This window comes from Morganella morganii (assembly GCF_019243775.1).
In the GTDB taxonomy this organism is placed as follows: Bacteria; Pseudomonadota; Gammaproteobacteria; order Enterobacterales; family Enterobacteriaceae; genus Morganella; species Morganella morganii.
The window spans coordinates 3,292,080-3,308,163 of the sequence record NZ_CP069157.1 but is presented as its reverse complement, the minus strand read 5'-3'; the positions used below and the strand labels follow the sequence as shown (position 1 = coordinate 3,308,163).

General features: G+C 52.3%; 13 protein-coding genes. 11 read left to right on the top strand and 2 right to left on the bottom strand.

All coding sequences use genetic code 11. The features are described 5' to 3' along the window. Window positions 1-134: 134 nt before the first annotated feature. Window positions 135-2,057, top strand: a complete 1,923-nt coding sequence (dnaK, locus tag JL661_RS15785; protein ID WP_049245647.1) for a molecular chaperone DnaK — start codon at window positions 135-137, stop codon at window positions 2,055-2,057. A gap of 102 nt (window positions 2,058-2,159) precedes the next feature. Then, the gene (gene dnaJ / locus JL661_RS15780) at window positions 2,160-3,305 is read left to right on the top strand and encodes a molecular chaperone DnaJ (RefSeq protein WP_004237124.1); all 1,146 of its coding nucleotides are present in this window, start codon (window positions 2,160-2,162) and stop codon (window positions 3,303-3,305) included. A 364-nt stretch (window positions 3,306-3,669) separates the two neighbouring features. On the opposite strand, the gene JL661_RS15775 is transcribed toward dnaJ, so the two are convergent. Next, window positions 3,670-4,512: a DMT family transporter gene (locus tag JL661_RS15775; RefSeq protein ID WP_004237125.1), complete on the bottom strand. Its 843-nt coding sequence runs from the start codon at window positions 4,510-4,512 to the stop codon at window positions 3,670-3,672. 252 nt (window positions 4,513-4,764) lie between these two features. Between JL661_RS15775 and nhaA the strand changes: the two genes are divergently transcribed. After that, window positions 4,765-5,943, top strand: coding sequence for a Na+/H+ antiporter NhaA (gene nhaA, locus JL661_RS15770; protein ID WP_004237128.1), 1,179 nt, complete (start codon window positions 4,765-4,767; stop codon window positions 5,941-5,943). A gap of 91 nt (window positions 5,944-6,034) precedes the next feature. Next, on the top strand, window positions 6,035-6,964 hold the full coding sequence (gene nhaR / locus JL661_RS15765; RefSeq protein WP_004237129.1) for a transcriptional activator NhaR: 930 nt from the start codon (window positions 6,035-6,037) through the stop codon (window positions 6,962-6,964). Window positions 6,965-7,026: 62 nt separating this feature from the next. Here the strand turns inward: nhaR and rpsT are convergent, their stop codons facing one another. Next, complete coding sequence (gene rpsT, locus JL661_RS15760; protein ID WP_015422441.1) at window positions 7,027-7,287, bottom strand: 30S ribosomal protein S20; 261 nt, start codon at window positions 7,285-7,287, stop codon at window positions 7,027-7,029. A 351-nt stretch (window positions 7,288-7,638) separates the two neighbouring features. Between rpsT and ribF the strand changes: the two genes are divergently transcribed. The 7 genes from ribF to carA all read left to right on the top strand — a co-directional run bounded on the left by ribF (window position 7,639) and on the right by carA (window position 16,073). Further along, window positions 7,639-8,583 carry a bifunctional riboflavin kinase/FAD synthetase gene (ribF, locus tag JL661_RS15755; protein WP_004237131.1) on the top strand — a complete coding sequence of 315 codons (945 nt, stop codon included), beginning with the start codon at window positions 7,639-7,641 and terminating at the stop codon, window positions 8,581-8,583. A 27-nt stretch (window positions 8,584-8,610) separates the two neighbouring features. Then, entirely contained in the window at window positions 8,611-11,424 is a 2,814-nt protein-coding gene (gene ileS / locus JL661_RS15750) for an isoleucine--tRNA ligase (protein WP_032099047.1), read from the top strand. Window positions 11,425-11,427: 3 nt separating this feature from the next. Next, a complete protein-coding gene (lspA, locus tag JL661_RS15745) occupies window positions 11,428-11,949 on the top strand; it encodes a signal peptidase II (RefSeq protein WP_004242137.1) in 522 nt (173 codons plus the stop codon). A gap of 60 nt (window positions 11,950-12,009) precedes the next feature. Further along, window positions 12,010-12,441, top strand: a complete 432-nt coding sequence (gene fkpB, locus JL661_RS15740) for an FKBP-type peptidyl-prolyl cis-trans isomerase (RefSeq protein ID WP_004237134.1) — start codon at window positions 12,010-12,012, stop codon at window positions 12,439-12,441. A 112-nt stretch (window positions 12,442-12,553) separates the two neighbouring features. Beyond that, window positions 12,554-13,504 carry a 4-hydroxy-3-methylbut-2-enyl diphosphate reductase gene (ispH, locus tag JL661_RS15735; RefSeq protein WP_004242138.1) on the top strand — a complete coding sequence of 317 codons (951 nt, stop codon included), beginning with the start codon at window positions 12,554-12,556 and terminating at the stop codon, window positions 13,502-13,504. Between the two features lie 177 nt (window positions 13,505-13,681). Further along, window positions 13,682-14,497, top strand: coding sequence for a 4-hydroxy-tetrahydrodipicolinate reductase (dapB, locus tag JL661_RS15730; RefSeq protein ID WP_032099050.1), 816 nt, complete (start codon window positions 13,682-13,684; stop codon window positions 14,495-14,497). 436 nt (window positions 14,498-14,933) lie between these two features. Next, complete coding sequence (carA, locus tag JL661_RS15725) at window positions 14,934-16,073, top strand: glutamine-hydrolyzing carbamoyl-phosphate synthase small subunit (protein ID WP_004237138.1); 1,140 nt, start codon at window positions 14,934-14,936, stop codon at window positions 16,071-16,073. Window positions 16,074-16,084 lie beyond the last annotated feature (11 nt).

Below are 16,084 nucleotides of genomic sequence, written 5' to 3'. Positions count from 1 at the left end.
CGCTGCGGATGTCCGGTACCGTCAGGAAATATTCCGGGTGACGGGTGAGCGAAAAATTTTTTCTTGAAAAGTGAAAATTGAACCTCATATACATCGGTAGCGTAAGACGAACAGAATTATTCGGAGGCCTTTAGATGGGTAAAATTATTGGTATCGACTTAGGTACAACCAACTCTTGTGTTGCTGTAATGGATGGTAATCAGGCACGTGTCCTGGAGAACGCAGAAGGCGACCGCACAACGCCGTCAATCATTGCGTATACACAGGATGGTGAAATCCTGGTCGGTCAGCCGGCAAAACGTCAGGCTGTTACCAACCCGCAGAACACACTGTTTGCAATCAAACGTCTGATTGGTCGTCGTTTTGACGATGAAGAAGTGCGCCGCGATATGAACATCATGCCGTACAAAATTGTCAGCTCTGATAACGGCGACGCATGGGTGGAAGCAAAAGGCCAGAAAATGGCACCACCACAGGTTTCTGCTGAAGTCCTGAAAAAAATGAAGAAAACCGCTGAAGATTATCTCGGCGAGCCGGTAACCGAAGCGGTTATCACCGTACCTGCTTACTTTAACGATGCTCAGCGTCAGGCAACCAAAGACGCCGGCCGTATCGCAGGTCTGGATGTAAAACGTATTATCAACGAACCGACTGCAGCGGCACTGGCTTACGGCCTGGATCGCGAAGTGGGTAACCGTACTATCGCGGTCTTCGACCTCGGTGGTGGTACTTTCGATATCTCCATCATCGAAATCGATGAAGTTGACGGCGAAAAAACCTATGAAGTGCTGGCAACGAACGGCGACACCCACTTAGGTGGTGAAGACTTCGACAGCCGCATGATCAACTATCTGGTTGAAGAATTTAAGAAAGAACAGGGTATCGATCTGCGTAACGACCCGCTGGCAATGCAGCGTCTGAAAGAAGCTGCCGAGAAAGCGAAAATTGAGCTTTCTTCCGCACAGCAGACTGACGTTAACCTGCCGTACATCACGGCGGACGCGACCGGTCCTAAACACATGAACATCAAAGTGACCCGTGCGAAACTGGAATCACTGGTTGAAGATCTGGTTAAACGCTCTATGGATCCGGTCAAAGTTGCATTACAGGATGCCGGTCTGTCAGTGAATGATATCAATGATGTCATCCTGGTAGGTGGTCAGACCCGTATGCCGCTGGTTCAGAAAACCGTTGCTGATTTCTTCGGTAAAGAGCCGCGTAAAGACGTGAACCCGGACGAAGCTGTGGCTGTTGGTGCTGCGGTTCAGGGCGGTGTGTTAGGTGGTGATGTTAAAGACGTGCTGCTGCTGGACGTTACCCCGCTGTCTCTGGGTATCGAAACCATGGGCGGCGTGATGACTCCGCTGATTGCGAAGAACACCACTATCCCGACCAAACACAGCCAGGTGTTCTCCACAGCGGAAGACAACCAGTCTGCGGTAACTATCCATGTTCTGCAGGGTGAGCGTAAACGTTCCGGTGACAACAAATCACTGGGTCAGTTTAACCTGGATGGTATTCAGGCTGCTCCGCGCGGTATGCCGCAGATCGAAGTTACTTTTGACATCGATGCCGACGGTATCCTGCATGTGTCCGCGAAAGACAAAAACAGCGGCCGTGAGCAGAACATCACCATCAAGGCATCTTCCGGTCTGAACGAGGAAGAGATCCAGAAAATGGTACGTGATGCGGAAGCCAACGCTGAAGCTGACCGTAAGTTCGAAGAGCTGGTACAGGTCCGTAACCAGGCAGATCAGCTGGTTCACGCTACCCGTAAACAGATCGAAGAAGCGGGCGACAAACTGCCGGGCGACGATAAAGTGAAAATCGAGCAGGCGGTGAGTGAGCTGGAAATCGCAGCGAAAGGCGAAGATAAAGCCGCTATCGAAGAGAAAACGAAAGCGCTGATCGACGCTTCTGCCAAACTGATGGAAATTGCCCAGCAGCAGGCGCAGGCAGGTACAGCAGGTACTGATGCCGCGCAGGATGCAGGTAAAAATGATGATGTTGTCGATGCTGAATTCGAAGAAGTTGACGACAGCAAAGACAAAAAATAAGGCCCTTAGCGGGCGCGGTGATGACTGTTATTAATCACTGAAAACCGGCACGGGCGTTGAGGAAACTCTGCGCCCGTGTGCTTGTGTTAAGGGACAAAACGGATGGCAAAAAAAGATTACTACGAGGTGTTGGGCGTCTCGAAATCTGCGGATGACAAAGAGATTAAAAAAGCCTACAAACGCCTTGCGATGAAATATCACCCTGACCGTAATCAGGGCGATAAAGACGCGGAAGATAAATTCAAAGAAGTAAAAGAAGCATACGAGATCCTCACCGACGCACAGAAACGTGCGGCTTATGACCAGTACGGCCACGCGGCATTTGAGCAGGGCGGTATGGGCGGTGGCGGCGGATTTGGCGGCGGCGGTTTCGGCGGTGCTGATTTCGGTGATATCTTTGGTGACGTCTTCGGTGATATTTTTGGTGGTGGTCGCCGTCAGCAACGCGCGGCACGCGGAGCAGACCTGCGTTACAACATCGAACTGACCCTTGAAGAAGCGGTTCGTGGTGTGACCAAAGAGATCCGTATTCCGACCCTGGAAACCTGTGATAAATGTCACGGCAGCGGGGCGAAAGAAGGTACAGAGCCGCAGGAGTGTCCGACCTGTCACGGTATGGGCCAGGTGCAGATGCGCCAGGGCTTCTTTGCAGTGCAGCAGGCGTGTCCGACCTGTCACGGCCGCGGCAAAATCATCAAAGATCCGTGCAGCAAATGTCATGGTCACGGGCGTGTTGAACGCTATAAGACCCTGTCAGTCAAAATCCCTGCGGGGATGGACAGCGGTGACCGTATCCGTCTGACCGGCGAAGGTGAAGCAGGCGAAATGGGGGCTCCGGCAGGCGATCTGTATGTCGAGGTTCATGTCCGCCAGCACAATATCTTCGAGCGTGACGGCAGCAATCTCTACTGTGAAGTGCCGATTGGCTTTACGGTTGCGGCGCTGGGCGGTGAAATTGAAGTACCGACACTGGACGGGCGCGTTAAGCTGAAAATCCCGGCAGAAACCCAGACCGGCAAGCTGTTCCGCATGAAAGGCAAAGGTGTCAGACCGGCGCGCGGCGGAATGCAGGGTGACCTGATGTGCCGTGTGGTGGTGGAAACCCCGGTGAAACTGAGCGAAAAACAGAAAGAACTGTTACGTGAGTTCGGTGAATCTGTGGATGGCCAGAGCGGTCACAACAACACCCCGAAAGCAAAACGCTTCTTTGACGGTGTGAAAAAATTCTTTGATGACCTGACCAAATAAGCCATTGTCAGATATGTATATAACCGGCCGGGATAATTTTCCCGGCCGGTTTTTTTGTGTGTTTTGTAAAAGTTGTTTTATCTGAACGCGTTATTGTTTTTGCTCTGATTATCAACAGGGATTAACGCGATGAATACTATCGGATCCGCCATTATTCACGCCGGACTGGTTGCAGTTCAGCCTTCAGTATCTACCGGACACAGCGCCGGTGTTGCGAAAAGCATACCCGTGACACAGGTCTGCAATACCCGGGCCGAGTTTGCCCGGCAGGAGATGACTGCACCTGACGCGGTAAAAGTGAATGTGAAGTCAGGTGAAATAAATCTGCTGATGCTGAACACGCTGTATAACATCAGGGCTGAAACTATCCCCCCATCTTCGTCACAATCACCCCGGCCACAATAATACAGGCGGCCAGAATCCGGGCGGGAGTCAGCTTTTCTTTCAGGAAATACGCGGAGAGCAGCAGTGCGAACAGCACACTGGTCTCCCGTAACGCTGCGACAATCATTATCGGCGCCTGTCCCATGGCCCATATCACAATGCCGTAGCTGAAGATTTGCAGAATACCGCCGGTCAGCCCGGGCTTGCTGTAACGCAGAAAGTCACGGGTGAAATGGTGGCGGTAACGGGCAAAACCCATCACCACCATCACCAGTCCGTTCAGGGCGAACAACCAGAAAATATAAGTCAGTGAGTCTGTGCTGCTGCGGGCACCGAAGCCGTCGGAGAGTGTGTAACAGGCGGTAAAAAAGGCGGTGATCACCGCATAGATCAGCCCGCTGCGGGCGTGCCCGGAGGCTCCGTGTTTCAGCGCGGGAAGGATAACCCCGGTGATGATCAGCAGAATACCGGCTAAAGAGAGCCACGGCAGGTGCTCACCAAACAGAAGTACCGCAAACAGGGTCGTCAGCAGCGGGGCACAACCCCGGGAAACCGGGTAAATCTGGCTGAGATCGCCCTTTGAATACGCTTTACTCAGACAAATGGCATAACCGATGTGAAAGAGGGCAGACAGCAGCAGCCACTTTACCGCTGCTGCATCCGGTAAGCCGAGCCAAAACAGGGCGGGAACAGAGACCACGCCGGACCAGATGGTCATCACCGCGATACCCAGAAAGCGATCCTGTCCGAATTTAATCACCGCATTCCAGGATGCATGGAAGAAGGCAGCAAACAGTACAGCAATAAACAGCGTGGCGGACATGGGATAACCTGTTTTATTCAGTGAGCGGTGGCAACGGCAACAGAATATCCGCCGGTATGAGGGATCATACGATACACTTCACAGAAACTAAAATGTTAATATATAGTTAATTTCAGGGTGTTTATCAGGAAATTCTGTGATTCAAACCCTTATTGATCAGGAATTATCGAGTTATTATTGCTGAATAATCTGCTTTTTTCGAGTTAATTGTTTGCATATTATTAACGCCGACAGTATTAAAGGAGTTAACCCATGACCGCAATTATCCGACAGTTCTTAAAACTCGAAGCCGCAGGCGGCATACTGCTGATTATCGCCGCGCTGATCGCGCTGGTAATGGCGAATACGCCGTTGTCGGCGTTGTATCAGTCGTTTCTTGATATTCCTGTTGCTGTAAAATTTGCGGCACTGGAAATTGATAAGCCCTTGTTATTATGGATTAATGACGCTCTGATGGCGATATTTTTCCTGGTCGTCGGGCTCGAAGTAAAAAGGGAGCTGATGACCGGCTCTCTGGCCGGGCGCGACAAAGCGATGTTTCCGGCAATTGCCGCACTCGGCGGTATGATAGCCCCGGCGCTGGTCTATCTGCTGTTTAACGGCGGGGATGCCGCTGCTGCACAGGGCTGGGCGATTCCGGCCGCAACCGATATTGCCTTTGCCCTCGGCGTAATGGCACTGCTGGGTAAAAGAGTACCGACAGAGCTGAAAGTCTTTCTGCTGGCACTGGCGATTATTGATGACCTCGGGGTTATCGTGATTATCGCGCTGTTTTACACCAAAACCGTTTCACTGACAGCGCTGCTGCTGGCGGCACTGATGGTGGTGGTATTGTGTGTGATGAACTGGCGTAATGTCAGCAACACCGCTGCGTATATGATTGCGGGGCTGATATTGTGGGTGTGTATTCTGAAATCCGGCGTGCACGCAACTCTGGCCGGAGTGATCGTCGGGTTCCTGATCCCGCTGCGCAGTAAAGATGGTGAGCACTCACCGTCAGAGGAGCTGGAGCATGTGCTGCATCCGTGGGTGGCGTTTCTGATCCTGCCGTTGTTTGCCTTTGCCAATGCCGGTGTCAGTGTTCAGGGAATTTCCTTTGATGCACTGATGGGTACACTGCCGCTGGGGATCCTGCTCGGTCTGTTTGTCGGCAAACCGCTGGGGATTTTCACCGCATGTCTGATTTCGGTAAAACTGGGCTTTGCAAAACTGCCGGAGAGGATTACTCTTAACCAGATATTCGCTGTATCGGTGTTATGCGGGATCGGTTTTACAATGTCTATCTTTATCGCGGGACTGGCATTTACCGGGCTTCCGGAAGCATTTAACACCTACTCCAAGCTGGGAATTCTGATTGGTTCCACTATGGCGGCAGTTACCGGGTTGTTCCTGCTCCATTCCGTGTTACCGAAGAAAACAGTCCGGCAGTAATCCGTTATTCACCGGCCTCCGCGGCCGGTGAATACAACAGAATTTCCGAGTTAATCATCAAAAAAAGATAAGGTATGTACCGGGAAAAACTATGCGAGTCTCCCATTTAAACTACAATCACCTCTATTATTTCTGGCACGTCTGCAAAGAAGGTTCGGTGGTGGGGGCGGCAGAAGCGCTCTATCTCACCCCGCAAACCATTACCGGCCAAATCAAGGCGCTGGAAGAGCGTCTGGACGGTAAGCTGTTCAAACGTCAGGGACGCGGCCTGGTGCCGTCAGAACTCGGTCAGCTGGTGTTCCGCTATGCGGACAAAATGTTTATGCTGAGCCAGGAAATGCTGGATATTGTCACTTACAGCCGCGAATCCAATCTGTTGTTTGATGTCGGGGTTGCGGACGCACTGTCAAAACGTCTGGTCAGCAAAGTGCTGGAAACGGCGGTGATGGAGCATGAGCAAATCCATCTGCGCTGTTTTGAATCCACTCACGAAATGCTGCTGGAGCAGCTCAGCCAGCACAAACTGGATATGATCCTCTCTGACTGCCCGGTGGATTCCACCCAGCAGGAAGGGCTGTTTTCCGTGAAGCTCGGGGAATGCAGTATGAGTTTCTACTGCCGCCAGCCCGCGCCGCAGAAGCCGTTCCCGGAATGCCTGGAAGAGCGCCGCCTGCTGGTGCCCGGCCGCCGCTCGATGCTCGGCCGTCAGTTGCTGACCTGGATCCGCAATAAAAACCTGGAGGTGGAAATTCTGGGTGAGTTTGACGATGCGGCACTGATGAAAGCATTTGGTATGTATCACAATGCAATTTTTGTGGCGCCGTCGCTCTACACCAAAGGCATTTTTGCGGACAGTGATGTTGTCGAACTGGGAACAGTGGATACCATCAAAGAAGAGTATTATGTGATTTTTGCCGAGCGTATGATCCAGCATCCGGCGGTTCAGCGGGTGTGTAACAAGGATTTCTCTGCGCTGTTCAGTGGTTCGCAGTCGGCTGCGGATGCCGGTTTACCGGACTGAGGCAGAAAAAGGACATAAAAAAACCGGCTGATGCCGGTTTTTTTTATGTCTGCACAATCAGATTACATTGCTTTGATCTGAGCAGCCAGGTTCGCCTTATGACGGGCAGCCTTGTTCTTATGGATCAGGCCTTTAGCAGCGTGACGATCCACAAGTGGTTGCATGTCATTAAATGCGTTCTGAGCAGCTTCTTTGTCGCCGGCAGCGATAGCAGCGTAAACCTTCTTGATAAAGGTGCGCACCATAGAACGACGGCTAGCGTTATGCTGACGACGTTTTTCAGACTGAATGGCGCGTTTCTTAGCTGATTTGATATTAGCCAAGGTCCAACTCCCAAATATATTCTTCGAGGACAATACAAAGGTGGAGGAATATGCCTGCTCCGCTTTATTTTGTCAATGGATTTGTGCAAATATGCGTCGTTGTACAGCGACGCAAATGTACGTTGTGATGGGCGGGGATTTTATCAGTTTACGCAGCGGGAATACAGCCCTTACACGGAAAAAAGTCACCGGAATGGTAAGATTCTGACGAAAAAAATTATTTTTCACTTTCCGCAGAGGGGGATGCCCCGCTTTTTGTACAGAGAATTCGCGATTCAGCCGCATTAGTGGGTTAACCTGACGCGGCGGACAAGGTATAATCGGACTAATTTTGACTGTATTGAGCCGGCTATGGAGCTAATTCGCGGTACTCACAATATTCGTGCGCGTCACCATGGTTGCGTGCTGACTATCGGTAATTTTGATGGCGTTCATCGCGGACATCAGGCATTACTGTCACATCTGGCGCAGGAAGGAAAACGCCTGGGGCTGCCGTCGGTCGTCATGATCTTCGAGCCGCAGCCGCTGGAATTTTTTGCCCCGGATAAAGCGCCGGCACGCCTGACCCGGCTGCGCGATAAGGTAAAATATCTTGCGCAGTACGGTGTGGACTACTTATTGTGTGTTAAATTCAGCAAACAATTTGCATCACTGACACCGGATGCCTTTATCTCACACCTGCTGGTTGAACAGCTCGGGGTAAAATTTCTGGTGGTCGGGGATGATTTTCGTTTCGGAAAAAATCGTCAGGGCGATTTTAACGGGCTGTGTGAGGCAGGGAAACAGTATGGTTTCACGGTCCGCAGCACGGAAAGTTTTTGTGATAACGGCAAACGGATCAGCAGCACGGCCATTCGCCGTGCTCTGGAAAATGACGATCTGGCACTGGCTGAGGCACTGCTCGGGCACCCTTACCGCATCAGCGGGCGCGTGGTGCACGGCAACGAACTCGGGCGCACGATCGGTTTCCCGACTGCCAATATCCCCCTGAAACGTCTGGCCGCACCGGTAAACGGTGTGTACGCTGTGGACGTATACGGCCTCGGGCCGCATCCGCTGCCGGGTGTGGCCAATATCGGCTCCCGCCCGACTGTACAGGGCAAGGGCCAGCAACTGGAAGTTCATCTGATTGATGCGGCAATGGATTTATACGGGCAGCATCCGGATGTGGTACTGCGCAAGAAATTGCGAAATGAACAGCGGTTTGCCTCGCTCGATGAGCTGAAAGCGCAAATCGCGCGGGATGAGATTGCGGCAAGGGAATTTTTACAATCCAACCCCTCGTTATGTGTTTAACGGAATAATATTGGAACTGAGAATCGAATGAGTGACTATAAAAATACCCTGAATCTCCCGGAGACAGGGTTCCCTATGCGCGGGGACTTAGCAAAGCGCGAACCTGATATGCTGAAACGCTGGTACAAAGAAGGTCTGTACCAGGCGATCCGTAAAGCCAAAACCGGTAAAAAAACATTTATCCTGCATGACGGCCCTCCGTATGCAAACGGCAGCATTCACATTGGTCACTCAGTCAATAAAATTCTCAAAGATATTATTATTAAATCCAAAGGCATGGCCGGTTTCGACTCCCCGTATATTCCGGGCTGGGACTGCCACGGCTTACCGATTGAACACAAAGTCGAACAGGTGATTGGCAAGCCGGGTGATAAAGTCACACCGGCTGAGTTTCGTGCTGCCTGCCGTGAATACGCAAAAGAGCAGATTGAAGGCCAGAAGGAAGACTTTATCCGTCTGGGCGTGCTGGGTGACTGGGATCATCCGTACCTGACCATGGACTTCAAAACCGAAGCTCACATTATCCGCGCACTGGCAAAAGTGATTGCCAACGGCCATCTGGTCAAAGGGGCAAAACCGGTTCACTGGTGTACCTCCTGTGCCTCTTCCCTGGCGGAAGCGGAAGTGGAATATTACGACAAAACCTCCCCGTCCATTGACGTGCGTTTCACCGCTGCGGACGCGGATGCGGTTTACAGCAAATTCGGCGTGAAAAATGACGGGCTGCCGGTTTCTCTGGTTATCTGGACCACCACCCCGTGGACTTTACCGGCGAACCGCGCGATTTCCCTGAACCCGGAATTTGATTATCAGTTAGTCCGCGTGAACGACGAACGCCTGATTCTGGCCGCTGACCTGGTGGAAAGCGTGATGAAACGCGCCGGTATCACCAGCTGGACTGTTGAAGCGGGCTGCAAAGGCAGCGACCTGGAACTGCTGCGGTTTAATCATCCGTTTATGGGCTTTGACGTTCCGGCTATCCTCGGCGATCACGTCACCCTGGATGCGGGTACCGGTGCTGTGCATACTGCGCCGGGCCACGGTCCTGACGACTATGTAATCGGCCAGAAATACGGCCTGGAAACCGCCAACCCGGTCGGCCCGAACGGCTGTTATGTCAGCGGCACTTATCCGTCACTGGACGGTGTGTTTGTGCTGAAAGCCAATGACATCATTCTGGACCTGCTGAAAGAGAAAGGCGCACTGCTGCACAGTGAAAATATTTCGCACAGCTATCCGTGCTGCTGGCGTCACAAAACACCGGTTATTTTCCGTGCCACACCACAGTGGTTTATCGGGATGGATGTGAACGGTCTGCGTCCGCAGTCTCTGAATGAAATCAAAGGCGTGAAGTGGATCCCGGGCTGGGGCGAAGCGCGTATCACCGCGATGGTGGAAAACCGTCCGGACTGGTGTATCTCCCGTCAGCGCACCTGGGGCACACCGATGTCTCTGTTTGTCCATAAAGAGACCCAGGAACTGCATCCGCGTACCCTGGAACTGATGGAAGACGTCGCCAAACGTGTGGAAGAGCACGGTATTCAGGCATGGTGGGATCTCGATCCGCGCGACCTGCTGGGTGATGATGCCGATATCTATGAAAAAGTACCGGATACCCTGGATGTCTGGTTTGACTCCGGATCCACCCACTTTGCTGTTGTCGATGCCCGTCCGGAGTTCCATGGCAATTCTGCGGACATGTATCTGGAAGGTTCTGACCAGCACCGCGGCTGGTTTATGTCCTCACTGATGCTGTCCACCGCGATGAAAGGCAAAGCGCCTTACCGCGAAGTACTGACTCACGGTTTTACCGTCGATGGTCAGGGACGCAAAATGTCCAAATCGCTGGGCAACACCATCAGCCCGCAGGATGTGATGAACAAACTCGGCGCGGATATCCTGCGTCTGTGGGTTGCTTCTACTGACTACTCCGGTGAAATTGCGGTTTCGGATGAAATCCTGAAACGTTCTGCAGATTCTTACCGCCGTATCCGTAACACTGCGCGTTTCCTGCTGGCGAACCTCAATGGTTTCAATCCGGAAACCGATATGGTGAAACCGGAAGAGATGATTGTGGCAGACCGCTGGGCTGTCGGCCGCGCACTGGCGGCACAGGCTGATATTCTGAAATCGTATGAAGCCTATGATTTCCATGAAGTGGTACAGCGTCTGATGCAGTTCTGCTCGGTGGAAATGGGCTCTTTCTACCTGGATATCATCAAAGATCGTCAGTACACCGCGAAAAGCGATGGCCTGGCACGCCGCAGCTGTCAGACCGCACTGTTCCACATCGCGGAAGCTCTGGTTCGCTGGATGGCGCCGATCATGTCCTTCACCGCTGATGAAATCTGGAATGTGATGCCGGGCAAACGTCCTCAGTACGTCTTCACTGAAGAGTGGTATGACGGCCTGTTCGGACTGAATGCACAGGACAGCATGAACGATGATTACTGGGCAACGCTGCTGGCGGTGCGTGGTGAAGTCAACAAAGTGCTGGAGCAGGCACGTGCCGACAAACTGATCGGCGGTTCGCTGGAAGCAGCGGTGACCCTGTATGCGGATGATGCTCTGGCGGCACAGCTGAACCGCCTGGGTAATGAACTGCGTTTCGTGCTGCTGACCTCTCAGGCAGATGTGAAACCGCTGTCTGCGGCACCGGAAAGTGCAGTAAACAGTGAGCTGGACGGCCTGCGCATCGGCTTCGGCAAAGCGGAAGGCAGTAAGTGTCCGCGTTGCTGGCATTATGCGACCGACATCGGTCAGGACAGTGAACATCCTGAACTGTGCGGCCGCTGTGTGACAAACGTAGCCGGAAACGGTGAAGAACGTAAGTTTGCCTGATAAATGAAAAAACCACTGTGTTCGACCGGATTGCGCTGGCTGTGGCTGGCGGTCCTGGTACTGGTACTGGATGCGATTTCAAAGCAGCTGATTTTAGCCAATTACGGGCTGCATGAATCCACATCACTGATACCGTACTTTAATCTGACCTATGTGCGGAATTACGGTGCCGCATTCAGCTTCCTCGCATCTCAGGGCGGCTGGCAGCGCTGGTTCTTCACAGCGGTGGCTATCGGTATCTCCGTGACATTACTGGTGATGATGTACCGCACCAGTGCGCGCAATAAACTCAGTAATATTGCCTATGCACTGATTATCGGCGGGGCGATCGGCAACCTGCTTGATCGCCTGATGCACGGTTTTGTGGTGGATTACATCGACTTTTATGTCGGTGACTGGCACTGGCCGACGTTCAACCTGGCGGACAGCTGGATCATCATCGGGGCGGGGCTTATCATTATTGAAAGCTTTATCCCTGACGGTAAGAAAAGCGACAAACCAGAGAACAAGACATCATCAGACTGATGACCCGAATATCCGCCGCCAGGCGGATATTTTTTATCTGATACAGAGAGTAATAATTATATGCAGGTTGCAGAACATCACAGCGTATTACTGGATTACACCCTGAAACTGTCTGACGGCTCGGTGGCGGATTCCACAGAAGCACAAGGCAAACCGGCACTGTTCCGCCTCGGTGACGGCAGTTTGTCTGATGCACTGGAGCAGCAATTATTGGGCTTATCCGCCGGGGATAAAAAAACCTTCACACTGCCCGGTGAGGCGGTGTTCGGCAAGCCGAGCCCGGATCTGATTCAGTTTTTCTCTGCCGCCGATTTCCTGGAAGCGGGTCTGCCGGAAACCGGCACGATCATGCTGTTTACCGCCATGAACGGCAGCGAAATGCCGGGGATTATCAAATCCGTTACTGAAGATTCTGTCGAGGTGGATTTCAACCATCCGCTGTGCGGACAGGATGTGACGTTTGATATCAGTGTCCGTGACGTCACTGCATAAGACACAGAGCAATAATTAGCATTACGGTCCGGGGGACGGCTCTGGTATAGTAGCGCGCAAATGTTGAATTTTTGTTTTACTGCCCGTCCGGGCGATCGTTTGGAGGCTGAACGTGCGTATTTTACTGGCTAACCCGCGGGGGTTCTGTGCAGGTGTTGACCGGGCAATCAGTATTGTGGAGCGGGCGCTGGAGTTATATGGTGCGCCTATCTATGTCCGTCATGAAGTCGTGCACAACCGCTATGTGGTCAATGATCTGCGTGAGCGCGGCGCGATTTTTATTGAGGAAATCGCTGAAGTACCGGATAACGCCATTCTGATCTTCTCCGCCCACGGTGTCTCGCAGGCAATCCGCCAGGAAGCGCGTTCCCGTAATCTCACCATGCTGTTTGATGCCACCTGTCCGCTGGTTACCAAAGTGCATATGGAAGTGGCCCGTGCCAGCCGCAAAGGCAAAGAGGCGATTTTGATCGGCCACGCCGGGCATCCGGAAGTGGAAGGGACGATGGGACAGTACAACAACCCGGAAGGCGGCATGTATCTGGTGGAATCCCCGGAAGATGTGTGGAAACTGAACGTCAAAGATGAGGAAAACCTCAGCTTTATGACGCAGACCACTCTGTCTGTCGATGATACCTCCGAAGTTATTGATGCGCTGAATGCCCGTTTCCCGAAAATCATCGGGCCGCGCAAAGACGATATCTGCTATGCCACCACCAACCGCCAGGAAGCAGTGCGGGATCTGGCGGGTCAGGCAGATCTGGTGCTGGTGGTTGGCTCTAAAAACTCATCAAACTCCAACCGGCTGGCGGAGCTGGCGCAGCGGGTCGGAAAACCGTCTTATCTGATTGATTCTGCGGATGATATTAATCCCGCCTGGCTACGTGATGTGGATACTATCGGCCTGACGGCCGGGGCATCCGCACCGGATGTGCTGGTACAGCAGGTGATCAGCCGTCTTCAGGAACTGGGGGCGGATGAAATCAGTCAGCTCGAGGGGCGTGAGGAAAATATTATCTTTGAAGTCCCGAAAGAGTTACGGGTGGATATCAAAGAAGTCTGACACAGCAAAGCAGAACGCAGGTTCTGCTTTTTTTTGTCTGCAGTCCGGTAAATACAGTTTTACTGATAATCGGCGGGCTGTATTGTGATTTTCTGATGATAGCGGCGGGTAACTGGTAATCCGGCCGGACAGCCGTTAATCTGCTGACATACAGACAGAAAACTGAGGATAACAAATATGGGTAAGTTACGGCTCGCGGTTGCGGGTGCCGGTGGCCGCATGGGACGCCAGCTGATTCAGGCGATTGCACAGAATGATGATGTGGTGCTGGGTGCGGCATTTGAGCGCGAAGGCTCCTCACTCACCGGGACTGATGCCGGTGAACTGGCCGGTACCGGGCGCAATGGCGTGATCCTGACGGCTGATCTGAACAGCCAGAAAGACAATTTCGACATCCTGATTGATTTCACCCGCCCGGAAGGCACCCTGACACATCTGACGTTCTGTACCGCGAACGGCAAAGGGATGATTATCGGCACCACCGGGTTTGATGATGCCGGAAAGGCCGCTATTGCACAGGCTGCGCAGCAAATTCCTGTGGTTTTTGCGGCGAATTTCAGTGTTGGCGTCAATCTGGTGCTGAAACTGCTGGAAAAGGCGGCCAAAGTCATGGGCGACTATACCGATATTGAAATTATTGAAGCGCATCACCGCCATAAAGTGGATGCGCCGTCCGGAACAGCGCTGGCGATGGGAGAATCTATTGCCGGGGCGCTGGGGCGTGACCTGAAGGATTGCGCGGTGTATTGCCGTGAAGGCTATACCGGCGAGCGGGAGCGGAACACTATCGGGTTTGCCACTGTGCGTGCCGGGGACATTGTGGGCGAGCACACAGCGATGTTTGCGGATATCGGCGAGCGTGTTGAAATCAGCCACAAGGCTTCAAGCCGGATGACATTTGCAAATGGCGCGGTTAAGGCAGCAGCCTGGCTGAGTGATAAAAAGAACGGTCTATTCACTATGAAGGATGTGCTTGATCTGGAAAATTTATAATAAAGTATAAATTACAACAGATTGATAAAGCAGTGATATTTTGATTTATCACTGCTTTAACTATTCTTTTTTTTATAATTCTTTATCTGACCTATGTTTTTTATCATTATCATCGTTGTTACTCTCTTTTTTATTGCTGTTTTTGCCTTTCTCACCTCTTTTTCCGGCCGTTAGCCTTTTTTTCAGTCATCTCATCAAAAATTCAGCATAAAGCTAATAATGATACTGTTTTATCCCTGTCAGCCAGCCTGTTTTGATCATGATGAGTAAAAAAATATAAAAAAGTCGATTTTCTCTGGACAACTGCCCGTTCGATCTTTAGAATGCGCCGCAATTTGTCAAAATTTGGTTAAATTTCTATTTTGGCATTGCTTTATAGCCCCAAATCTGAATTAATATGCACTAATTGTGATTTATTATTCCTCCGGAGGGTGTTTTGTTTAAGTCAGCAATCCTGGTTCTGCAAGACGGAACCACATTTCACGGACGCGCCATCGGCGCAGAGGGTGCCGTTACCGGCGAAGTTGTTTTTAATACCTCGATGACGGGGTATCAGGAAATTCTCACCGACCCCTCTTATTCCCGCCAGATAGTCACTCTCACTTATCCCCATATTGGTAATACCGGCACTAACAGTGCTGATGAAGAATCCCCGGATGTTTATGCACAAGGCCTCGTTATCCGCGACCTGCCGCTGACCACCAGTAATTTCCGCAGTGAAGAAAGCCTCTCCGAATACCTGAAACACCGCAACGTCGTGGCTATCGCCGATATTGATACCCGCAAACTGACCCGATTACTGCGCGAGAAAGGCGCTCAGAACGGCTGCATCATCGCCGGTGAACACCCGGATGCGGCACTGGCGCTGAAAAATGCACAGAGCTTCAGCGGGCTTAACGGGCTGGATCTGGCGAAAGAAGTCACCACCGCGCAGCCATACAGCTGGACACAGGGCTCCTGGACACTGGACAGCGGCTTACCGGCGGATAAAACAGCGGAAGAGCTGCCGTTTCATGTGGTGGCGTATGACTTCGGTGCTAAACGCAATATTCTGCGTATGCTGGTGGATCGCGGCTGCCGCCTGACCGTCGTACCGGCACAGACCCCGGCGGAAGAGGTGCTGAAAATGGCACCGGACGGTATTTTCCTCTCCAACGGCCCGGGTGATCCGGCACCGTGTGATTATGCGATTGAGGCTATCACCCGTTTCCTGGAAACCGATATTCCGTTGTTCGGCATCTGCCTGGGGCACCAGTTACTGGCACTCGCCAGCGGTGCAAAGACCATCAAAATGAAATTTGGTCACCACGGCGGCAACCACCCGGTTAAAGACATTGAAAATAATGTGGTGATGATTACCGCGCAGAACCACGGTTTTGCGGTGGATGAGGCGACGCTGCCCGCGACACTGCGCGTCACGCATAAATCATTGTTTGACGGCACACTGCAGGGTATTCACCGTAATGATAAGCCTGCATTCAGCTTCCAGGGTCACCCTGAAGCCAGCCCGGGCCCGCACGACGCCGCCCCGCTGTTCGACCACTTTATTGAACTGATGAAAAACGCCCGTCACTGATCAGGAGCAGA